Below are 20316 nucleotides of genomic sequence, written 5' to 3' on the forward strand. Positions count from 1 at the left end.
GCCATGAACCACTGCCTCACTCTCCTGCTCGCCGCCGCGATGGCGCTGCCGGCCGCGCTGATGGCGCAGACACCCGCCAGCGCCCCGGCCGGATTCACCGACGCCGCCCGCGGGCCGATGCCAATCACCGGCACCACCACGCCGCCGCGCCTGACCAACAGCGTCAACGACGACCGCCGCCTGCCGCGCAACTACGACCAGCAGCCGCCCGTCATCCCACACCGGGTCGACGGCTACCAGGTCGACCGCAACTTCAACAAGTGCCTCGACTGCCACGCCCGCGAGAAATCCGCCTTCAGTGGCGCGGTGCCGGTGAGCAACACCCACTACATCGACCGCGACGGCAAGGTGCTCGACCGCATCTCCACGCGGCGCTACTTCTGCCAGCAATGCCACGTGGCGCAGGAGCCGGTGGCGCCGATCACCGGCAACCGCTTCCAGGGTACGGCGACCACGCCGAAGACCACACCGTAAGGACCACACCGTGATCAACCTGCTCAAGCGCTACTGGCACGTCATCTCGCGCCCGAGCGTCCACTACAGCCTGGGTTTCCTCACCATCGTCGGCTTCATCGGCGGCATCGTCTTCTGGGGCGGCTTCAACACCGCGATGGAGGCGACCAACACCGAGGCCTTCTGCACCGGTTGCCACGAGATGCGCGACAACGTATTCGCCGAACTCAAGACCACCATCCACTACAGCAACCGCTCCGGCGTGCGCGCGGTGTGCAGCGACTGCCACGTGCCCCACAACTGGACCGACAAGATGGCCCGCAAGATGCAGGCGTCGAAGGAGGTCTGGGGCAAGGTCTTCGGCACCATCGACACGCCGGAGAAGTTCGCCATCAAGCGGCTGGAACTGGCCCAGCACGAATGGTCGCGCCTGAAGGCCAACGACTCGCTCGAGTGTCGCAACTGCCACCAGTACGACTCGATGGACTTCACCCGCCAGAGCCAGCGTGCGCAGGCCATGCACAGCACCTACCTCGCGAACAAGGAAAAGACCTGCATCGACTGCCACAAGGGCATCGCGCACCGGCTGCCGCACATCCCGCCCGGCCAGGGCCCGAGCGACACGCCGGGGCAGGTGGTGCCGGTGCCGCAGACTGCGGCGGCGGCCTCGGGTGTGGCGATGAAGTGATCAGGCGGGCAGCAGCCCGTCGGCCTTGAGCAGCGTCTCCAGGCACTGCTGCTGCACGCGGTAGAAGTCCTTCACCTCGCGCACCTGCTGAAGCACCTCGGCACTGGGCTTGGGGTGAGCGCGTTTCACCGCGAGGATCATCTTGTTCTTCTGCGTGTGTTCGAGCGACACGAACTCGAACACCTGCGTGTCGTAGCCGCAGGCTTCGAGCAGCATCGCGCGCAGTCCGTCGGTGAGCATCTCGGCCTGCTGCCCCAGGTGCACGCCGTGCTGCAGGATGGGCGCGAGCGGGTGCGGGCTCAGGAGCTGCGGGCGCAGCTCCTTGTGGCAGCACGGCGAACACAGGATGATGTCGGCCCCGGCGCGCAGGCCGAGGTGGATGGCGTGGTCGGTGGCGGTGTCGCAGGCGTGCAGCGCGATCATCACGTTGAGCGTCTGCGGCTGGTAGTGCCGCACGTCGCCCTCTTCGATGCGCAGCCCTTCGAGTTCAAGCTTCGCGATCGCGTCGTTGCACAGTTTCACCATGTCGGGCCGCAGCTCCACGCCGGTGACCTGGGCATCGACGTGCAAGGTGTTGCGCAGCCAGTCGTGCAAGGCGAAGGTGAGGTAACCCTTGCCCGAGCCGAAGTCGATCACCTGCAGCTGCTTCGCATCGGCCAGACGCGAGCGCTCCAGCGCGTGCGCAAACACCTCGACGAACTTGTTGATCTGCTTCCACTTGCGTGCCATCGCCGGCACCACCTGGTGGTCGCGGGTCGTCACCCCCAGCTCGACGAGAAACGGCCGCGCCACGTCGACCCAGCGCTGCTTCTCGCGGTCGTGGCCTGACACGGCAGCCTGCGGGGCAGTGGCGCGGTGGGTGGCCAGCGTCGCCCGCCCTTTCTTGCTGACCGCGAGCTGCACCTCCTCATCGGCATGGAAGAGGTGCGCGTTGCCGAACTGCGTGCCAACGAGGCCGAGCAGCAACGCCTGCCCTTCGTCCAGCGGGTGGTTCTTGGTGACGTCGCGCGTGGCATGGGTGTAAACCAGCGACAGCACCGGCGCGCCACGCAACATCACGCGGCGCGCCGTCACCCGCTGCAGGTCGCCGGCGGCCGCGAGCGGCTTGGCCAACACGAGCTTCACGAAGCCGTCACCGACCAGCACCTCGCCCAGCCGCTCGGCAAACCGCTGGTAGGCCGGCTGCGCCTGCAGCGTGGCGATCGAAGACTCCTCGGGTGCGCTCATGCGGCGATTGTGTCCCGCACCGGACAGCCCTTGCTGGGGCTTGCCCGAGATGAAACGTTTCACTCCTGCGCTAGCATCGCGGCCAATCACCCCACAGGAGGAGGCGACCGTGGCCCGCATTCCCTATTTCGACATGAGCCAGGCGAGCGAGCAGTACCAGGCGCTGCTCAAGTCGCGCAACCCGCTCAACCTCTATCGCATGCTGCCGCACGCCGGCGAAGCGGCGTCCTCGGGCTTTCTCGCCCTTGGCAGTGCGCTGCTGCGCGAGAACGAACTCGACTCGCAGCTGCGCGAGATCGCCATCCTGCGCGTCGGCATCCTGAGCAACGCCAGCTACGAGGTGCACCAGCACAAGCGCGTGGCAAAGAACGTCGGCATGAGCGACGCGACCCTCGCCGCGCTCGAGGTCGGTGCTGACACCTCGGTGCTCACCGCCGACGAGCGGCTGGTGCTCGAATTCACCGACGTGGTGTTCTGCGACGTGAAGGCCCCCGATGCACTGTTCCACAAGGTCGCCGAACGTTTCGGCCACCGCCAGACCGCCGAACTGGTGCTGACCATCGGCTTCTACATGCTGGTGAGCCGCTTCCTCGAAAACTTCGAGGTCGACATCGAAGCCCCCGGCACCATCAAGTGAGAGGAGCGACACGATGAACCTCGCCCCCACCGAGCTCGACCCGAGCCGCGCCCTCCACCCCGAAACCCTGGGCCACGCCCCCGGCCGCGGCCGCCTGCAGGGCCGGCGCGTGCTGGTCGTCGGCGCCGGCCAGCGCGTGATTCCAGAAGAAGACCCGCCCATCGGTAACGGACGCGCGATCTCGGTGCTCTTCGCGCGTGAAGGGGCGCAGGTCGCGTGTGTCGACGTGAAGGCCGATGCGGCACAGGCGACCGTCGACCAGATCACGGCCGAAGGCGGCAAGGCCTTCGCAGAAATCGCCGATGTGCTGGACGTCGCCAACATCGCCCCGCTGGTGGCGCGTGTCGCCGAGAAGATGGGCGGCCTCGACGGCCTGGTGCTCAACGTCGGCATCTCGCACGGCCTGCCGCTCGACCGCATCACACCCGAGACCTGGGACCGGGAATACGGCGTCAACGTGAAGAGCCACATGTTCTTCAGCCAGGCCGCGTTGCCGCTGATGAGCCCGGGCGGCTCGATCGTGCTGATGTCCTCGCTCGCCAGCCTGCGCAACGCAAGCCGCAACCCGACGTACGAATCGGCCAAGGCGGCGCAGGTGTCGCTCGCACGCGCCATCGCCGTCGCCGGCGAACCGAAAGGCATCCGCTGCAACGCGGTGCTGCCCGGCCTGATGGACACGCCGATGGGGCGCGACGCCAGCCGCCGCCGACCGAACCGCGCGCTGGCCGTGCCGTTCGGGCGCCAGGGCACCGGCTGGGAGGTGGCCTACGCGACGCTGTTCCTGATCTCACACGAGTCCAGCTACGTCAACGGGCACGCCTTGCTGGCCGATGGCGGCCTCTCCATCGGCGTCGTACGCTCACCGGGTTGACCCCCCAAGGAGCTTCGCATGAGCACGACCATGAAAGCCGCCGTCCAGGCCGGCGCCCAAGGCCTGCAGATCCAGACCGTCGACATCCCCGAGCCCGGCCCCGACGAACTGCTGGTCAAGGTACGCGCCTGCGGCCTCAACCGTGCCGACATCGGCATGGCCGCCGGCCACGCGCACGGTGCACGGGGCGGCCCCGGCACCCGGCTCGGCATGGAGTGGGCCGGCGAGGTGGTGCGCTGCGGTGCCAACGTGCGCGAGTTCAAGCCCGGCGACCGGGTGATGGGCTCGGGCCGCGGTGCCTTCGCCGAGTACGCCGTTTCCGACGTCGGCCGTGTGATCCCGATTCCGTCGCCGACGATGAGCTTCGAGCAGGCCGCCACGCTGCCGGTCGCGCTGCAGACCATGCACGACGCGATCGTCACCAACGGCCGCTTGCACAAGGGCGACGCGGTGCTGATCCAGGGCGCCTCCACCGGCGTCGGCCTGATGGGCCTGCAAATCGCCAAGCTGATGGGCGCGGGCCTCGTCGTCGGCAGCTCCACCACCCCGGCCCGCCGCGAGCGGCTGAAAGACTTCGGCGCCGACCTCGCCATCGACACCACCCGCGCCGACTGGCCCCAGCAGGTGCTCGACGCGACGGGCGGCCAGGGCGTGCACCTGATCGTCGACCAGCTGTCCGGCCCGCAGGCCAACCAGAACCTCAAGGCCGCGCGTGTGCTCGGCCGCATCGTCAACGTCGGGCGTCTGGCCAGCACGCGGGCCGAGTTCGACTTCGACCTGCATGCGCTCAAGCGCATCCACTACATCGGCGTCACGTTCCGCACCCGCTCGGTGGACGAGGTGCGAGAACTCAACCGCCGCATGCGCGCCGACCTCGACGGTGCGCTCGCCGCCGGCCGGCTCGCGCTGCCGATCGACAGGACCTTCCCCTTCGACGCCGCCGCGCAGGCCCTCGCCCACATGGCGAGCAACGCGCACTTCGGCAAGATCGTGCTCACGGTCTAGGGCCCGTTCACCCTTGGCACCCTAGGTCTTCTTCGGCGCCGGGCCGCACGAGCCCCGCTCGATGAAGTCGCCGACGAGCGTCACGCTGCGCGGCGCCCCGCTCTCGCCGCGCATGCGCGCGAGCAGCATGTCGGTCGCCGCGTCGGCGGCTCGGTCGAGGTCGATGCGCAGCGACGAGATCGCCGGCACGTGGCTCGCCGCGAAGTCGGGGTCGCCGAACGACACCACCGACACGTCGTCGGGGATGCGCAGGCGCTGCGCGCCGATCGCGTTGAGCGTGTCGTTGAGGATGCTCGTGCCCATCACCAACAGCGCGGTCGGCCGGTCGGTGCGGCGCAGCAGCAGGCTCACCGCCTCGAAGGCCGAACTGGTGGCCGAGGGCAGGTGCACGATGAATTCTTCGTTGACCTCCAGCTTCGCGGCCCGGTGGCCGACACGGTAGCCCTCGGTGCGGCGGCGGATCGGCCGGTTGGGCGACTGCGACAGCACCATCGCGATGCGCTTGTGGCCGAGCTGCGCCAGGTGCTGCACCACGCCCTTCACCCCCGGCACGTGGTCGAAGAGCACGCTGTCGTTGGGCGAATCCATGTCGCGGTCGAGGATCACGGTGGGCACCGGCAGGCTGCGCACCGCGGCGAGCACCTCGCGGTCGCGCTCGTTGCCGGGCGCAATCAGCAGGCCGTCCATGCCGCGGCTGACGAAGGTGGAGAGGATCTCCACCTCGCGCTCGGCCTGGTTGAGGCTGTTGGCCAGCAGCATCATGTAGCCGTGCGGGTGCAGGCGTTCTTCGAGCCCGCGGTAGAGCTTGGCGTAGAGCGGGTTGGCCACGTCGGTCAGCAGGCAGCCCACCGTGCGCGAGCTGCGCAGGCGCAGCGACTGCGCCGCGTGGTTGGGCCGGTAGCCGAGCTGGGCGATGGCGCGCTCGACCTTCTCGCGCGTGGCCTCGCTCACATTGGCCACCTTGTTGATGACGCGCGAGGCGCTGCCGAGCGACACGCCGGCCAGTTCGGCCACGTCGCGGATGCTGATCGTCTTCGGCTTGTGCGTGCGTGGCATCGGGTCCTGTGCGGGCGATTGAGATCAAGAGCGAAGCGCGAGAATTGTAGGGAGCATGCCGCGCCGCCCCCGTGCCCACCATTACCACGTCTACGTCGTCGAACTCGACGACCGCGTGTGGAACCACGCGCGCTTTCGCGCCGCCAACCCCGCCTACCAGCTCGGCAAGCCATTCGTCTACGTCGGCATGACCGGCCTCGACCCCGACATCCGTTTCGACAAGCACAAGGCCGGCATCCAGGCCAACCGCTACGTGCAGGAGCACGGGCTGCGCCTCTTGCCGCAGGTCTACGAGGTCTACAACCCGATGCCCTACGAGGGCGCGAAGGAGATGGAGGTGGAGCTGGCGATCGGGTTGCGCGAGAAGGGCTGGGGGGTGTGGCAGGCCTGAGCCGCAGCCATCGGGCCTGGCCCTGCAGGTGTTTTGGACGCGCCGTATATTCCAGCCCCACTTGCAACCCGGAGAGAGCGCATGAGCACACGCGGCAGCATGATCCAGATGACGATGAGCGATGGCGCCTCGATCGGTGTCTACCAGGTGCAGCCGAAGGGGCAGCGCCGCGGCGGCTTGGTGCTGATCCAGGAGATCTTCGGCGTCACCGAGCACATCAAGGAGCAGGCTGACCGCTTCGCCGACCAGGGTTTCGAGGTGCTGGCCCCGGCCATCTACGACCGCGAGGCACCGGGCTTCCAGGCCAGCTACTCCGATGAAGACCGCGCCAAGGCGATCAAGGTGGCGCGCGAGCTGCACCCGTTCAAGCTGAGCGTGGACGACACGCAGACCTGCATCGACGCGCTCGGCAAGCGCGGCAAGGTCTTCATCACCGGCTACTGCTACGGCGGCTCGGTGACGTGGGCCGCGGCCTGTCGCTGCACCGGCCTCGCGGCGGCCTCGGGCTACTACGGCAGCCTCGTGCCGCAGTTCGCGAACGAGCAGCCCAAGTGCCCGACCATCCTGCACTTCGGCAAGCACGACGCGGGCATCCCGATGGAAGGCGTGCAGAAGGTGATCGACGCCCACCCCGAGGTGCCGGTCTACCTCTATGACGCCGGCCACGGCTTCAACTCCGACCGCCGCAAGGATTACGACCCCGAGAGCGCCCGCCTCGCCTTCGAGCGCACCCTCGCCCTCTTCCAATCCGCCACCTGAGGACGCCAACGATGGCCTTTGCGGACAACCTGAAGAACCTGCCGCCGGTGAGCCACCTGGCCGGCCTGCAACTGCTCGACGACCAGGGCGCCACCGTCGCCACGCTCGACAACAAGCCCGGCTCCGCCGGCTCGGTGGCGGTCTACCACGCGCTCGCGCAGCGCTTCGGCGCGATCACCGTCGAGGCCGCGCACGAAGGCCTGTCGCTGTACGCCGAGCACACCGCCGACGCACGCGCCCACCCCGGCAAGCACCCCAACATCGACCGCCTGCTGCAGCTGGTCGAGCGCGGCGGGCGGCTGTCGGTCAAGCTGGTGCCGGCGGCTTGACCTAACACAGCTTCGATCAACCCGCTGGCCTGCGGACCGCGCCAAGCTCTGCTACCTTCCGCTCCCCCAGAGGATTGAGGAGACCCGCGCATGAGCCAGCTTCAAGAGCGCCTGCGTGCTTTGCCGACCCGCGTGCTGACCGGCATGCGCCGCGGCATCGAGAAAGAAAGCCTGCGTGCACGCCCCGACGCCGGCCTCGCCCTCACGCCGCACCCGGCCGCACTCGGCTCGGCCCTCACCCACCCCCACATCACCACCGACTTCAGCGAGTCGCAGCTGGAGCTTGTGACCGGCGCGCACGCGAGCATCGAAGCCTGCCTTGACGAGCTGACGCAGATCCACCAGGCCGTCTACCGCGTGCTGCAGGCCGCGGGCGACGAGCTGCTGTGGGTGTCGAGCATGCCTTGCGAGCTGCCGGCCGACGAGACCATCCCGATCGGGCGTTACGGCAACTCCAACGTGGGCCGCGCCAAGAGCGTCTACCGCATGGGCCTCGGCCACCGCTACGGCCGGCGCATGCAGACGATCTCGGGCATCCACTACAACTGGTCGCTGCCGGGCGTGACCGACGAGGGCTACTTCTCGCTCATCCGCAACTTCCGCCGCCATTCGTTCCTCTTGCTGTACCTCTTCGGCGCCTCGCCCGCGGTCGGGTCGAGCTTCGTCGAAGGCCGCCCGCACGAGCTGCAGCAGCTGTCGGAGCGCACGCTCTACATGCCGCACGGCACCTCGCTGCGCATGGGGCGGCTTGGCTACCAGAGCGACGCGCAGGCAAGCCTGAAGGTGAGCTACAACGGGCTGGCGAGCTACGGCGCCTCACTGCAGGACGCCCTCACCCGGCCCTACCCCGCCTACGCCGCCATCGGCGTGCAGAACCCGGGCGGCGAGTACAACCAGCTCGCCACCTCGCTGCTGCAGATCGAGAACGAGTTCTACGGCACCATCCGCCCGAAGCGGGTGATCTTCCCCGGCGAGCGCCCGCTGCATGCGCTGCGCGAGCGCGGCGTCGAGTACGTCGAAGTCCGCCTGATGGACCTCAACCCCTTCGTGCCCATCGGCATCACCGCCGAGACGGTGCGCTTTCTCGACGTCTTCCTGCTGCACTGCCTGCTGAGCCCGAGCCCTCCCGACACGCCCGACGAGATCGCAGCGCTCGGGCGCAATCAGCACCGCACCGCGGCACGCGGGCGCGAGCCCGGCCTGACGCTGGAGCGCGGCACGCAGGAGGTCGGCCTCGTCGACTGGGGCCTGCAGATCGTCGACGAGTGCCGCCCGATCGCCGCGGCGCTGGACGCCGCGCATGGCGGCGAGTTGCACCAGGCCGCGCTCGTGGCCGCGCGCGAGCTGCTCGCCGATGCGAGCCTCACGCCATCGGCCCGGGTGCTCAACGCAATGGCGCAAGACTTCCAGCACAGCTTCTCCGCCTTCACGCTGGCGCAGAGCCGCCAGACGCAGCAAGGCCTGCTCGCGCTGCCGCACGCCGCCGAACACGACGCGCGCTACGCGCAGCTGGCCCAGGCGTCGGTGGAAGAACAGCGGCGCGTCGAAGCCAGCGACACGCTGCCCTTCGAGATCTATCGCCAGCAGTACCTCTCGCCGCAGCGGCTCGGCCTCTGAGCCGGGTCAGCCCGGCTCGGGCGGCTCGACGCTCAGCTGCTGCAGCGCCTGCACCTGCAACAGCCGCTGCGCGAGCGAGCGGGCTTCCGCCTCGCGCCGATGACGGCGGGCGCGCCGCAACGAAATGGCATCGGCATACGCCTTGAGCGTGCGGATCTCCGCGGCCGTCCAGCGGCGCGTGCCACCCCGCTCGGCACAGGCCAGGATGGCGGTGGTGCTGCCGTTGGCGCCGATGGTCGCGTAGAGCACCGAGCGCAGGTCCAGCGGTGCGAGTAAGTTCTCCCGCAGGGCACCCAGCCGTTCGTCGGCGAGGGCGTCGTCGCTGGCGAACACGCCCTGCTGCGTGATCGCTTCCACGTAGGGCAGGATGTCGGCGTGGCACACCGGCGCCGAGCCCTGCAGCACCCGCTCGGCCAGGCCGTCGTAGCCGACCTGGTGGCGCAGGTAGGGCCCCTCGGTGCGCTGCTCGAGCAGCCACACGCTGACCTGCGAACAGCCGAACTTCTGCTGCACATGGCGGCAGACGAAACCGGCCGATTGGTCGAGGGTGTAGAGCTGGGTGTCGAGGCCCAGGGTCAGCTGGTCCAGCAGGGCTTGGAACTGTTTCATGGCCAGGGGGCAGATCGGCAGTAGGGTAGCCGGTGCCTTCAACAGTTCAAGCCGGCATCGCCCTGAAAAGTCGTGCTTAGTCCGCACTCTTCGTGGCTTCACCGCCCGTCCAGCCCGGTCCAATGGGGGCATGTGGAAGTCCGTCCTGCTGGCCTGCGCCACGCTCTGCGTGCTGGGGGCGCCGGCCGCGACGCGCGCCGAGGGGGGTCTCACCGACCTCGAGCAACGCTGGTTGCGCCTGGCCTGGCCGGTCGTCAGCTACGCCCGCCAGCAGGGCCTGCCGCTCGACATCGTGGTGCAGCCCCAACCCGCCGCCGGCGAAGCGCCGCTCGCGATGGCCTACGTCGACGCACGCTGCAAGCTGGTGCTGTCGATGCGCGGCAACCCCGAGGCCGCCGCCACGCTCGACAACATCCCCGCCGCCTTGCTGACGCCCGTGGTCGAGGCGATGGCCGCGCATGAACTCGGCCACTGCTGGCGCTATGTGCGCGGCGCCTGGCACACGGTGCCGGCCGGTTTCACCGCCGCGCGCGACACCGAGGCGCCGGCCCTGCCCGAACCCACGCTGCAGGCCCAGTGGCACGCCATGCAGCAAACGCGCCGCGAAGAGGCCTATGCCGACCTGGTGGGCCTGGCCTGGACGCAGCGCCAGCACCCGCAGCACTATGCCGCGGTGCACGCCTGGCTCGTGGCCTTCCGCGACGACGGCGCGCCCGCCGGCAACCACCACGACACGCTCGCGTGGGTGAAGCTCGTCGCCGACCCTCGCAACTTCGCACCGGCCACCACCCCCTTCGACGCCGCCTGGCCGCTGTGGCACCAGGGCCTGCGCAACCGCCCCTGACACCGCGCCACACGTAGGCAATCGCCGACACCTCCTCGCGCCGCCGTCCGGGAGACGCACGCCGCCCCCGTGGGGACCATGCCTGCATCCGGCCCACCGGGCCGCACAGGAGCCTTCCATGGACAAGAAATCGCACCCCCAGACCCTGGGCGTCTTCGCGCCCGTCGGCCACGTGATCGCCTCCTTCCCCACGCACCAGGACATGAGCGCCGCCGCCGACGCGCTGCGCGACGCCGGTTTTGCCGACGAGCACATCACCCGCTACACCTCGGACCAGATGCGCGAGCAGGTCGACATCGACCTCGCCAAAGCCAGCCCCCTGGCCAACCTGGGACAGGAGATCAACCTGGCGCGCGCCCACGGCGAACTGGCCGACCAGGGCTACAGCTTCCTGGTGGTGAAGGCCAAGGAGGAAGCGCAATGGACGCAGGTGGCCGACATCGCCCGCCGCTTCCACGCCGAGCGCGCGCAGCGCTACGGCAACTTCATCATCGAAGAGCTGATCGAGCCGGGCGGCGAGGAACAGCAGACCTTCGAGTCGCCCGACCGCGGGCTCGACGCACAGACACGCTCCGGCGAAGAGAAGGACCTCGCACGCGGGCGGCGCTGATCCGCCCCTTGCCAATCCACCCTTCGCGGTAGCGCGCCGGCCGCCACTCGGCTAGGGTGCGGCCATGCGCTACCAGCATCGCCTTGGCACCCACACCTGGCAATTCGGCGACCTGAAGACGGTGATGGCGAAAGCCACACCGGAACGGTCCGGCGACCGGCTGGCCGGCCTTGCGGCCGAGACGGCGGCCGAGCGCATGGCGGCGAAGTGGTGCCTGGCCGAGCTGCCGCTGCAGCGTTTCCTCGACGAAGCGCTGATCCCCTATGAAGACGACGAGGTCACGCGGCTCATCGTCGACACCCACGACCGCGCGGCCTTTGCGCCGGTCTCGCACCTGACGGTGGGCGGCTTTCGCGACTGGCTGCTGAGCGACGCCGCCGATGGCGAGGCGTTGTCGCGCCTGCATGCCGGGCTCACGCCGGAGATGGTGGCGGCGGTCAGCAAGCTCATGCGTCAGCAGGACCTCATCCTCGTCGCGCGCAAATGCCGTGTCGTCACCCGTTTTCGCAACACCATCGGCCTGCCCGGCCACCTGTCGGTGCGGCTGCAGCCCAACCACCCTACCGACGACCCGCGCGGCATCGCCGTCTCGGTGCTCGACGGCCTGCTCTACGGCGCCGGCGATGCGGTGATCGGCATCAACCCGGCCGGAGACAACGTGCCGGCCATCGTCTCGCTGCTGCAGCGTCTGGACGAGCTTCATCGCGCGCTTCCAGATCCCCACCCAGTCCTGCGTGCTCACCCACGTCACCAACACCCTGCAGGCGATCGAGCGGGGCGCCCCGGTCGACCTGGTGTTCCAGTCGATCGCCGGCACCCAGCAGGCCAATGCCTCGTTCGGCATCGAGCTCTCGCTGCTGAAAGAAGCGCACGAGGCGGCGCTGTCGCTCAAGCGTGCGACCGTGGGCGACCCGGCGAGCGCGCACGTCATGTACTTCGAGACCGGCCAGGGCTCGGCACTGTCGGCCAACGCCCACCATGGCGTCGACCAGCAGACCTGCGAGGCGCGGGCCTATGCGGTGGCGCGGGCGTTCTCGCCGCTGCTCGTCAACACGGTCGTCGGCTTCATCGGGCCGGAGTACCTCTACGACGGCAAGCAGATCATCCGGGCCGGCCTCGAAGACCACTTCTGCGGCAAGCTGCTCGGCCTGCCGCTCGGCTGCGACGTCTGCTACACCAACCACGCAGAAGCCGACAGCGACGACATGGACACGCTGATGACCCTGCTCGCCAACGCCGGCCTCAGCTTCCTTATGGGCGTGCCGGGCGCCGACGACGTGATGCTCAACTACCAGAGCACTTCGTTCCACGATGCGCTCTACCTGCGCGAGCTGCTGGGCCTGAAGCGTGCGCCCGAGTTCGAGGCCTGGCTGCAGCGCATGGGCATCACCGACGGCGCCGGGCGCGTGCATGCGGTGCCGGCGAGCCACACGCTGATCGCGCAGATCGGGGCGTCGCCATGAGCCGCGAGCCGGTCACACCCGACCCGTGGCACGCGCTGCGCGCCCACACGCCGGCGCGGGTGGCGCTCGGCAGCTCGGGCGTGAGCCTGCCCACGCAGGAACTGCTGCGCTTCGGCAGCGCGCATGCGATGGCACGCGATGCGGTGCACCTGCCGCTCGACACCGCCACGCTGCGCGCGCAACTCGAAGCCGACGGCTGGCCGACGCTCTGCCTGCACAGCGCCGCACCCGACCGGGCCACCTATCTGTTGCGGCCCGACCTCGGGCGCCGCCTCAGCGAGGCCTCGACCGCGCTCTTGGCACAGCACACACCCCCGGCGGCTGCGACCTGCTGCTGGTGGTGGGCGATGGGCTGTCGTCGTTGGCGGCCCAGCGCCACGCCGCCCCGCTGCTGGCCGCCGTGCGCCAGCGCGTCCCGCCGGACTGGCGCCTCGGCACGGTCGTCATCGCCGAGCAGGCGCGCGTGGCGCTCGGCGACCCCATCGGCCAGCAGGTGGGCGCCCGACTGGTGGCCATGCTGATCGGCGAGCGGCCCGGCCTGAGCTCGCCCGACAGCCTGGGCGTCTACCTGACGCACGCCCCCCGCGTCGGCCGCAGCGACGCCGAGCGCAACTGCATCTCCAACATCCGCCCAGAGGGCCTGGGCTACGCAGCCGCCGCCCACACGCTGGTGTGGCTGTGCCGCGAGGCCTTGCGCCTGCAGTGCACCGGCATCGGCCTCAAGGACGAAAGCGCCACCGTGCCGCCGATCGCCTCGTTCTCCACGGAAGACCCCACGCTTGGCTCCTGAGCATGCGGCTTCCTACCATGCCTCGGCCGCGCGGCAAGGCCTCGACCGCCGGGGACACACAAAGAGCAAGAGGCTTCAACAGGAGACAACACGATGAAGACGATGCATTGGCTGCTGGCCACCGCCGCGGCCGGCCTGGCCCTGGGTGCACAGGCCCAACCGCTCCAGACCTGCTTCAAGTCCAAATGGGGGCCCGACGACCAGAAGGGCGCCGTCAACAACATCGGCCCGTCCAACGTGCTCGACGCCGCCAAGCTCGTGAAGCGCGGCAAGGCCATCCGCATGGGCATCGAGACCAACAGCAAGACGCCCGCCTTCGCGCCGCGCACCTTCTCGATCACCGTGCTCACGCCGGGCCAGGAATACGGCGGCAGCCTGGGTGAGACCAAGACCAACTACAACGACGACATCATCATGGGCTGGGTGGGCATCGGCTCGCAGCTCGACGGCCTGGGCCACATCGGCATCGACGGCCTCTACTACAACTGCCTGAAGGGCAGCGAGATCGTGACGGCCGGCGGCCTGAAGAAACTCGGCATCGAGCAGGTGCCGGCGATCGCCACCCGCGGCGTGATCCTCGACATGGTCGGCCTCACCGGCAAGGACCCGGTGCCCGAAGGCACCGCCTTCAACAAGAAGGAGATCGAGGCGGCGCTCAAGCGGCAGAACCTCAAGCCCATCGGCAAAGGCGACGTGGTGATCTTCTACACCGGCTGGACCAAGCTCATTGGCAAGGACGACAAGCGCTACGGCTCGGTCGAGCCCGGCCTGGGCGTGGACGGCGCCAACCACCTCGCCTCGCTCGGCGTGGCCGCCGTCGGTGCCGACACCTGGGGCCTGGAGGTGCTGCCGTTCGAGAACCCGAAGCATGTGTTCAACGTGCACCAGATCCTGCTCGCCCAGCACGGCATCCACATCCTCGAGAACGTGACCGCCGAGGAAGCCGTGAAGGACGGCGTCTACGAAGGCTTCTTCACGCTCGGGCCGGCGCGCGTGACCGGCGCGGTGCAGGCCATCATCAACCCGATCTTCGTGTACTGAGCGTAGGAGCGCTCCGACCGCAAGCCGCGCTGCGCTCCCGCAGTCTTCACGAGGCGATGGGCGTAGCCTTCATCTCACGGTGAAGCACGACGAAACGCTGTGCTTCGTATGGCAACCACCGATGAAGGAGTTCATATGAACAAGGACCAAGTGAAGGGTGCGATGAAGGACGCTGCCGGCAAGGTGCAGCGCAAGGCCGGCGAAGCGATCGGCAGCCCGAAGCACGAAGCGCGCGGCGCGGCCAAGCAGGTCGAGGGCAAGGCGCAGAAGAGCGTGGGCAATGCGCGTGAAGCGCTGAAGGGCTCGCGCGACCGCGTGTGACCTGATACGCGCCACCCTGACAAAAGGCCCCCTCGTGGGGCCTTTGCCATGTGGCGGTGACGCATCAATGGCGTTACGTACGTCGCGTAGGAGGCCGGCCGCTGTTGCAAGTCCGGCGACGGAGCGCGGGCAGCCTTCCACCGGACGTCGGCCGCATCGCAAGCACCCTCTGTGGGTGCGATGGCGGTTGCACTCTCGCGTTGACCGACTCCCGCGGGGCTTGGCATGGTCGCGGCCTATGACAGCCACCTCAACCTCCGGGGAGACAGATGAACAAGACGAGACACTTCACCACCGCCCTGCCGATGGCGACCTGCCTGCTGGCGCTGCTGGCCGCATGCGGCGGTTCAGGCAGCGAGGCGCCCGAGCCGGAAGCGGCGGCAGCGCCGCAAGTGCTCCCCTCCTGTGCCGCCCTGCCCCCGCTGCCGCTGCCCCCGCCGGCGGCCCAGCGCAAGCTCGTCACCGCGTTCGGCGCGGTCCCCGACGATGGCCGCGACGACACCCAGGCCATCGACGATGCGCTGAGGTCCCTGAGAGAAGGCGACTGGCTCTTCTTCCCGCCCGGCCGCTACCAGCATGCCCGCAGCCTGCAGGTCCGCACCCCCAACGTCGTGCTGTGGGGCGAAGGTGCCACCCTGCACGCCACCAACCCGCAAGACATGGCGGTCTTCGTGCGCCGAGGCGGTGTCGGCATCTACCGCTTCACCCTGACCGCGGACACCGACCAGCGTCTGAGCGCGCCCCAGCACGCGCGCATTGCGCTGTACCCCGAGACGCCGGGCAGTGGCCCCTTGGTCGGCAACGTCGTCCGAGGCAACCGGGTGCTGCCGGGCGGTGGGCCGAACGGCGCCAACAGCGCCTCGTCGGGCGGCATCTTCGTGTACCGCGCGCATGACTTCCTCGTGGCCGAGAACCTTGTGACACGGTCGCTGGCCGACGGCATCCATATCACCGGCGGTTCGGCGCGCGGCCGGGTGGTGAACAACACCGTGCGCGAAACCGGCGACGACATGATCGCCGTCGTCTCCTACCTCGGCAGCACGAACTGGTGGGCCGAGCCGGCGCACCAGGTGGCCCAGGCCTACGAGGCCAGGCGCTCCACACACCTCGTGCACGACGTGCTCATCGAGGGCAACCAGGTGTCGGGCCAGTACTGGGGCCGCGGTATCACGGTGGTCGGCGGCGAGCACATCACGATCCGCCGCAACACCATCACTGACACGCCGCATGCCGCCGGCATCCTGCTGGCGCGTGAGCAGGGCTTCGTCTCGTTCGGCGTGCAGCATGTGCTGGTGCGCGACAACCTCATCCAGCGCGTGCAGACCACGCCGCCCGCCTATCGTCCGCCCAGGTTCTGCGAAGGCAAACCTTCGCCGTGTCCGCCCGGGCCCACGCACCACGGCGGCGTGGAGTTGCATGCGCTGGCGTTCGTCGATGAACTCGCGCAGCCCGCCTTGCAGGGGCGACTTGGTGTCGAGAACGTGCTCTTCGAAGGCAACACCGTGACCGGCACTTTGGCCGCCGGCGTGCGCCTGGGGGTGGGGTCGGGGCGCACCTCATCGCTGACCCGTCGCGACCCGAGCACCGGCGCGGTGACCAACCGTACCTACACCGGGAGCCCGCTGGCCGGGATCATGCTCGTCAACAACCGCTTCGCGCAGGCAGGCGGCGGGGCCCTGGAGGTGCTGCATCAGCCCACGCTGTCGCAACCCCTGCTCTGCCAGGGCAACACGCTGGACGGCTCGCCCGTCACCCACAGCCGCTGCGTGGGCGGCGGCCGCCCCGTGGTTGGCGCGACGTTCGCGGGCTGCCGCTGATCCGCAGCGCCCGCGCCCTCTCTCAGACGTCGATGTTGGCCGCCCGCAGCGCGTTCTGCTCGATGAAGTCGCGCCGCGGCTCGACCTCGTCGCCCATCAGCATGGTGAACACCCGATCGGCTTCGATGGCGTCGTCGATCTGCACGCGCAGCAGGCGGCGCACGGTCGGGTCCATCGTCGTTTCCCACAGCTGCTCGGGGTTCATCTCGCCCAGGCCCTTGTAGCGCTGGCGGCCGACGGCGTTTTCGGCCTGCTGGATCAGCCAGGCCATGGCCTGACGGAAGTCGCCGACCTTGGCTTCCTTCTGCTTGTCGCCCTCGCCGCGCTTGACCACCGCTTCGGCGCTCACCAGGCCCTTGAAGGTGCGGCCGGCGGTGCTGAGCGCTTCGTAGTCGGCGCCGTGCACGAAGTCGGCGGTGATCACGCTGCTCTTCACGTTGCCGTGGTGCATGCGGCTGATGCGCAGGATGTGCTTGTCCATGCGGGTGTCGAACTCGGCCGTGACTTCGGCGTTGTGCAACGCGGCCTTCAACGCGATGGCTGACTGCTCGGCCGCCTCCAGCGTGTCGAGGTTGAAGTCTCAAGGCCGTTGGCCATCGCGCGCAGGGCTTCGACGTCCATCCACTTGGCCAGGCGGTCGACCACGTTGTTGGCCAGCACATATTGGCGGGCCAGCGTGTCGAGCGTCTCGCCTTGCAGCACCGCACCGCCCATGCCGGTTTCGAGCTTGGCGTCTTTGAGCGCCACCTTGAGCAGGTAGGCGTCGGATTCGTGGCCGTCCTTCAGGTACTGCTCTTCCTTGCCGAGCTTGACCTTGTAGAGCGGCGGCTGTGCGATGTAGACGTGGCCACGCTCAACGATCTCGGGCATCTGGCGGTAGAAGAAGGTCAGCAGCAGCGTGCGGATGTGGGCGCCGTCCACGTCCGCGTCGGTCATGATGATGATGCGGTGGTATCGCAGCTTGTCGGGGTTGAACTCTTCCTTGCCGATGCTGGTGCCAAGCGCCGTGATGAGCGTGAGGATTTCGTTGCTCGTGAGCAGGCGCTCGAAACGAGCGCGCTCCACGTTGAGGATCTTGCCGCGCAAGGGCAGGATTGCCTGGAACTTGCGGTCGCGGCCCTGCTTGGCGGAGCCGCCGGCGGAGTCACCCTCCACGATGTAGATCTCGCACAGCGCCGGGTCTTTTTCCTGGCAGTCGGCTAGCTTGCCCGGCAGGCCCATCCCGTCGAGCACGCCCTTGCGGCGTGTCATCTCGCGCGCCTTGCGGGCCGCTTCACGCGCACGGGCGGCCTCGACGATCTTGCCGCAGATGATCTTGGCGTCGTTGGGGTTCTCGAGCAGGTAGTCGGTCAGCGCCTTGCTCACCACGTCTTCCACCGGGCCGCGCACTTCGCTCGACACCAGCTTGTCTTTCGTCTGGCTGCTGAACTTGGGCTCGGGCACCTTAACGCTCAATACGCAGCACAGGCCTTCGCGCATGTCGTCGCCGGTGACCTCGACCTTGGCCTTCTTGGCGAGTTCGTTGTCTTCGATGTACTTGTTGATGACACGCGTCATCGCCGCGCGCATGCCGGTCAGGTGGGTGCCACCGTCTCGTTGCGGAATGTTGTTGGTGAAGCAGAGCACGTTTTCGCTGTAACCGTCGTTCCACTGCATCGCCACTTCGGTGGTGATGGTGGTGCCCTGTTCGCTGTTCTTCTCGCCGGTGGCGTGAAAGACCGTCGGGTTGAGCACCTTCTTGCCGGTGTTGATGAAGTCGACGAAGCCCTTCACACCGCCCGCGAAGGCGAAGTTATCTTCCTTGTTATTGCGCTCGTCGACGAGGCGGATCTTCACGCCGTTGTTGAGGAACGAGAGCTCGCGCAGGCGCTTGGCGAGGATGTCGTAGTGGAAGTCGGCGTTCTGCTGGAAGATCTCGTCGTCGGGCAGGAAGTGCACCTCGGTGCCGCGCTTCTCGGTCTCGCCGGTGATCTTCATCGGGCTCACTTCGAAGCCGTCACGCATCTCCAGCACGCGGTCCTGCGGCACACCCTTCTTGAACTCGATGAAGTGCTGCTTGCCATCGCGGCGCACCGTCAAGCGCAGCCACTTCGACAGTGCGTTCACGCACGAGACGCCCACGCCGTGCAAGCCACCCGACACCTTGTAGCTGTTCTGGTTGAACTTGCCGCCGGCATGCAGCTCGGTCAGCGCGATCTCGGCGGCACTGCGCTTGGGCTCGTGCTTGTCGTCCATCTTCACGCCGGTGGGGATGCCGCGGCCGTTGTCGATGACGGAGATCGAGTTGTCGCTGTGGATGGTGACGACGATGTCGTCGCAATGGCCAGCAAGCGCCTCGTCGATCGAGTTGTCGACCACCTCGAACACCAGGTGGTGCAGGCCGGTGCCGTCGGAGGTGTCGCCGATGTACATGCCCGGGCGCTTGCGCACCGCTTCCAGGCCTTCGAGGATCTGGATGCTGCCCTCGCCGTAACCGGCGCTGATTTCGGCGGCCGTCTGCTTGGCGGGTTCTTCAGGAAGGTTTTGAACGTCGGTCATGGTCACGTGTGACTCGGTGAACGGGGTTTGCACCCCTTCTCAGAAACGGTGAAGCGGGCCGAAGCCCGCTTGGCAAGGTGACGGTGGCGTGCAACGGCGCCACGGGCAGACATCAGATCCGCATCGGCATGACCACGTACTTGAAGCCTGCCTGCTCGGGCACGGTGATGAGCACGCTGGAGTTGGTGTCTTGCAGCTCGAGCTTGACCATGTCGACGCTCATGTTGGCCAGCACGTCCATCAGGTAGGTCACGTTGAAGCCGATCTCGATGGTGTCGCCACCGTAATCGACTTCGAGTTCTTCCTTGGCCTCTTCCTGTTCGGCGTTGCTCGACGCGATGCGCAGGCTGCCGGGCTCGAGGTTGACGCGCACACCCTTGAACTTCTCGCTCGTCAGAATGGCGGCGCGCTGCAGGCTCGCCAGCAACGGTGCGCGGCCGAGCGTGAGGCTGTTCTTGTGGTTCTTCGGGATCACGCGGTTGTAGTCGGGGAACTTGCCCTCGACCAGCTTGGTCACGAACTCCATGCCCGAGAAACTGAACTTCGCCTGGTTGCCGGCAAAGCGCATCTCGATCGGCGTGTCTTCGTCCTTCAAGAGCCGCTGCAGTTCGAGCACGGTCTTGCGCGGCAGGATGACTTCCTGCTTCGGGATCTCGACGTCGAGCGTGGCCTGGGCCAATGCCAGTCGGTGGCCGTCGGTGGCGACGAGCGTCAGGCTCTTGCCCTCGGCAACGAAGAGGATGCCGTTCAGGTAGTAGCGGATGTCGTGCACCGCCATTGCGAAGTGCACCTGGTTGATCAGGGTCTTCAGCGTCTTCTGCGGCACGCTGAACATCGGGCCGAAGTCGGCCGCTTCCTGCACGAGGGGGAAGTCGTCTGCCGGCAAGGTCTGCAGCGTGAAGCGGCTCTTGCCACCCTGCAACGTGAGCTTGTTCTGGTTGGCCGAGAGGCTCACCGTCTGGTCAGCCGGCAGCGAACGCAGGATGTCGATCAGCTTGCGCGCACCGACGGTGGTGCTGAAGTTGCCGGCGTCGCCATCGAACTCGGCGGTGGTGCGCACCTGGATTTCGAGGTCGGAGGTCGTGAACTCGATCTGGCCGCCGGTCTTCTTGATCAGCACATTGGCCAGGATGGGCAAGGTGTGACGACGCTCGACGATGCCCGAGACGGCCTGCAAGGCGCTCAAGACTTTTTCTTGTGCTGTCTTCAAGACAATCATGTCAACCTCTTAAATTGGTCGTCGTAGTAGA

General features: G+C 68.1%; 19 protein-coding genes and 3 pseudogenes. 17 read left to right on the top strand and 5 right to left on the bottom strand.

What is annotated here, in order from left to right; translation table 11 throughout:
* Window positions 1–3 precede the first annotated feature (3 nt).
* Complete coding sequence (locus LRS03_RS17800; RefSeq protein ID WP_257827132.1) at window positions 4–474, top strand: nitrate reductase cytochrome c-type subunit; 471 nt, start codon at window positions 4–6, stop codon at window positions 472–474.
* A gap of 10 nt (window positions 475–484) precedes the next feature.
* The gene (locus LRS03_RS17805; RefSeq protein WP_257827133.1) at window positions 485–1141 is read left to right on the top strand and encodes a cytochrome c3 family protein; all 657 of its coding nucleotides are present in this window, start codon (window positions 485–487) and stop codon (window positions 1139–1141) included.
* Here the strand turns inward: LRS03_RS17805 and LRS03_RS17810 are convergent, their stop codons facing one another.
* Window positions 1142–2368, bottom strand: coding sequence for a class I SAM-dependent methyltransferase (locus tag LRS03_RS17810; protein ID WP_257827134.1), 1227 nt, complete (start codon window positions 2366–2368; stop codon window positions 1142–1144).
* A 109-nt stretch (window positions 2369–2477) separates the two neighbouring features.
* On the opposite strand from LRS03_RS17810, the gene LRS03_RS17815 reads away from it, so the two are divergent.
* The 3 genes from LRS03_RS17815 to LRS03_RS17825 are packed head-to-tail and all read left to right on the top strand — an operon-like array spanning window position 2478 to window position 4881.
* Complete coding sequence (locus LRS03_RS17815) at window positions 2478–3005, top strand: carboxymuconolactone decarboxylase family protein (RefSeq protein WP_257827135.1); 528 nt, start codon at window positions 2478–2480, stop codon at window positions 3003–3005.
* Window positions 3006–3018: 13 nt separating this feature from the next.
* A complete protein-coding gene (locus LRS03_RS17820) occupies window positions 3019–3876 on the top strand; it encodes an SDR family NAD(P)-dependent oxidoreductase (RefSeq protein ID WP_257827136.1) in 858 nt (285 codons plus the stop codon).
* A gap of 18 nt (window positions 3877–3894) precedes the next feature.
* The gene (locus LRS03_RS17825; protein ID WP_257827137.1) at window positions 3895–4881 is read left to right on the top strand and encodes a quinone oxidoreductase family protein; all 987 of its coding nucleotides are present in this window, start codon (window positions 3895–3897) and stop codon (window positions 4879–4881) included.
* 21 nt (window positions 4882–4902) lie between these two features.
* Here the strand turns inward: LRS03_RS17825 and LRS03_RS17830 are convergent, their stop codons facing one another.
* Entirely contained in the window at window positions 4903–5937 is a 1035-nt protein-coding gene (locus LRS03_RS17830; protein ID WP_257827138.1) for a LacI family DNA-binding transcriptional regulator, read from the bottom strand.
* 55 nt (window positions 5938–5992) lie between these two features.
* On the opposite strand from LRS03_RS17830, the gene LRS03_RS17835 reads away from it, so the two are divergent.
* From LRS03_RS17835 to gshA, 4 genes are all read left to right on the top strand, one after another.
* A complete protein-coding gene (locus LRS03_RS17835; protein WP_257827139.1) occupies window positions 5993–6328 on the top strand; it encodes a hypothetical protein in 336 nt (111 codons plus the stop codon).
* Between the two features lie 81 nt (window positions 6329–6409).
* Entirely contained in the window at window positions 6410–7087 is a 678-nt protein-coding gene (locus tag LRS03_RS17840; protein ID WP_257827140.1) for a dienelactone hydrolase family protein, read from the top strand.
* Between the two features lie 11 nt (window positions 7088–7098).
* Entirely contained in the window at window positions 7099–7416 is a 318-nt protein-coding gene (locus tag LRS03_RS17845; RefSeq protein ID WP_257827141.1) for a DUF2322 family protein, read from the top strand.
* Between the two features lie 90 nt (window positions 7417–7506).
* The gene (gene gshA, locus LRS03_RS17850) at window positions 7507–9033 is read left to right on the top strand and encodes a glutamate--cysteine ligase (protein WP_257827142.1); all 1527 of its coding nucleotides are present in this window, start codon (window positions 7507–7509) and stop codon (window positions 9031–9033) included.
* 6 nt (window positions 9034–9039) lie between these two features.
* Here the strand turns inward: gshA and LRS03_RS17855 are convergent, their stop codons facing one another.
* Window positions 9040–9642, bottom strand: a complete 603-nt coding sequence (locus tag LRS03_RS17855) for a GAF domain-containing protein (protein WP_257827143.1) — start codon at window positions 9640–9642, stop codon at window positions 9040–9042.
* 130 nt (window positions 9643–9772) lie between these two features.
* Here LRS03_RS17855 and LRS03_RS17860 point away from each other — a divergent pair, with 130 nt between their 5' ends.
* From LRS03_RS17860 to LRS03_RS17890, 8 genes and pseudogenes are all read left to right on the top strand, one after another.
* The gene (locus LRS03_RS17860) at window positions 9773–10486 is read left to right on the top strand and encodes a hypothetical protein (protein WP_257827144.1); all 714 of its coding nucleotides are present in this window, start codon (window positions 9773–9775) and stop codon (window positions 10484–10486) included.
* A gap of 118 nt (window positions 10487–10604) precedes the next feature.
* A complete protein-coding gene (locus LRS03_RS17865; protein ID WP_257827145.1) occupies window positions 10605–11096 on the top strand; it encodes a hypothetical protein in 492 nt (163 codons plus the stop codon).
* 64 nt (window positions 11097–11160) lie between these two features.
* A pseudogene (locus tag LRS03_RS17870) lies at window positions 11161–12559 on the top strand (ethanolamine ammonia-lyase subunit EutB).
* Window positions 12556–12804 (top strand): annotated as a pseudogene (locus tag LRS03_RS26600) (ethanolamine ammonia-lyase light chain EutC); the annotation flags it as partial. The pseudogenes LRS03_RS17870 and LRS03_RS26600, both read left to right, overlap by 4 nt.
* 92 nt (window positions 12805–12896) lie before the next feature.
* Window positions 12897–13349 carry an ethanolamine ammonia-lyase light chain EutC gene (locus LRS03_RS26605; protein WP_308296440.1) on the top strand — a complete coding sequence of 151 codons (453 nt, stop codon included), beginning with the start codon at window positions 12897–12899 and terminating at the stop codon, window positions 13347–13349.
* A gap of 93 nt (window positions 13350–13442) precedes the next feature.
* Entirely contained in the window at window positions 13443–14390 is a 948-nt protein-coding gene (locus LRS03_RS17880; RefSeq protein ID WP_257827146.1) for a cyclase family protein, read from the top strand.
* A gap of 135 nt (window positions 14391–14525) precedes the next feature.
* Entirely contained in the window at window positions 14526–14711 is a 186-nt protein-coding gene (locus LRS03_RS17885; protein ID WP_257827147.1) for a CsbD family protein, read from the top strand.
* 269 nt (window positions 14712–14980) lie between these two features.
* On the top strand, window positions 14981–16528 hold the full coding sequence (locus LRS03_RS17890; protein WP_257827148.1) for a glycosyl hydrolase family 28-related protein: 1548 nt from the start codon (window positions 14981–14983) through the stop codon (window positions 16526–16528).
* A 22-nt stretch (window positions 16529–16550) separates the two neighbouring features.
* Here LRS03_RS17890 and gyrB read toward each other — a convergent pair.
* Together gyrB and dnaN are read right to left on the bottom strand one after the other, a co-directional pair.
* A pseudogene (gene gyrB / locus LRS03_RS17895) lies at window positions 16551–19066 on the bottom strand (DNA topoisomerase (ATP-hydrolyzing) subunit B).
* A 112-nt stretch (window positions 19067–19178) separates the two neighbouring features.
* Window positions 19179–20285 (bottom strand): DNA polymerase III subunit beta, encoded by a 1107-nt coding sequence (gene dnaN, locus LRS03_RS17900; protein WP_257827149.1) that lies wholly within the window; start codon window positions 20283–20285, stop codon window positions 19179–19181.
* Window positions 20286–20316 lie beyond the last annotated feature (31 nt).

This window comes from Rhizobacter sp. J219 (genome assembly GCF_024700055.1).
In the GTDB taxonomy this organism is placed as follows: Bacteria; Pseudomonadota; Gammaproteobacteria; order Burkholderiales; family Burkholderiaceae_C; genus Rhizobacter.

Coding starts and splice junctions, on each gene's coding strand:
- LRS03_RS17855 (WP_257827143.1), bottom strand. CDS start 9,642: ATGAAACAGTTCCAAGCCCTGCTGGACCAGCTGACCCTGGGCCTCGAC.
- LRS03_RS17820 (WP_257827136.1), top strand. CDS start 3,019: ATGAACCTCGCCCCCACCGAGCTCGACCCGAGCCGCGCCCTCCACCCC.
- LRS03_RS17845 (WP_257827141.1), top strand. CDS start 7,099: ATGGCCTTTGCGGACAACCTGAAGAACCTGCCGCCGGTGAGCCACCTG.
- LRS03_RS17865 (WP_257827145.1), top strand. CDS start 10,605: ATGGACAAGAAATCGCACCCCCAGACCCTGGGCGTCTTCGCGCCCGTC.
- LRS03_RS17890 (WP_257827148.1), top strand. CDS start 14,981: ATGAACAAGACGAGACACTTCACCACCGCCCTGCCGATGGCGACCTGC.
- LRS03_RS17830 (WP_257827138.1), bottom strand. CDS start 5,937: ATGCCACGCACGCACAAGCCGAAGACGATCAGCATCCGCGACGTGGCC.
- gshA (WP_257827142.1), top strand. CDS start 7,507: ATGAGCCAGCTTCAAGAGCGCCTGCGTGCTTTGCCGACCCGCGTGCTG.
- LRS03_RS17840 (WP_257827140.1), top strand. CDS start 6,410: ATGAGCACACGCGGCAGCATGATCCAGATGACGATGAGCGATGGCGCC.
- dnaN (WP_257827149.1), bottom strand. CDS start 20,285: ATGATTGTCTTGAAGACAGCACAAGAAAAAGTCTTGAGCGCCTTGCAG.
- LRS03_RS17860 (WP_257827144.1), top strand. CDS start 9,773: ATGTGGAAGTCCGTCCTGCTGGCCTGCGCCACGCTCTGCGTGCTGGGG.
- LRS03_RS17800 (WP_257827132.1), top strand. CDS start 4: ATGAACCACTGCCTCACTCTCCTGCTCGCCGCCGCGATGGCGCTGCCG.
- LRS03_RS17810 (WP_257827134.1), bottom strand. CDS start 2,368: ATGAGCGCACCCGAGGAGTCTTCGATCGCCACGCTGCAGGCGCAGCCG.
- LRS03_RS17885 (WP_257827147.1), top strand. CDS start 14,526: ATGAACAAGGACCAAGTGAAGGGTGCGATGAAGGACGCTGCCGGCAAG.
- LRS03_RS17835 (WP_257827139.1), top strand. CDS start 5,993: ATGCCGCGCCGCCCCCGTGCCCACCATTACCACGTCTACGTCGTCGAA.
- LRS03_RS17880 (WP_257827146.1), top strand. CDS start 13,443: ATGAAGACGATGCATTGGCTGCTGGCCACCGCCGCGGCCGGCCTGGCC.
- LRS03_RS17825 (WP_257827137.1), top strand. CDS start 3,895: ATGAGCACGACCATGAAAGCCGCCGTCCAGGCCGGCGCCCAAGGCCTG.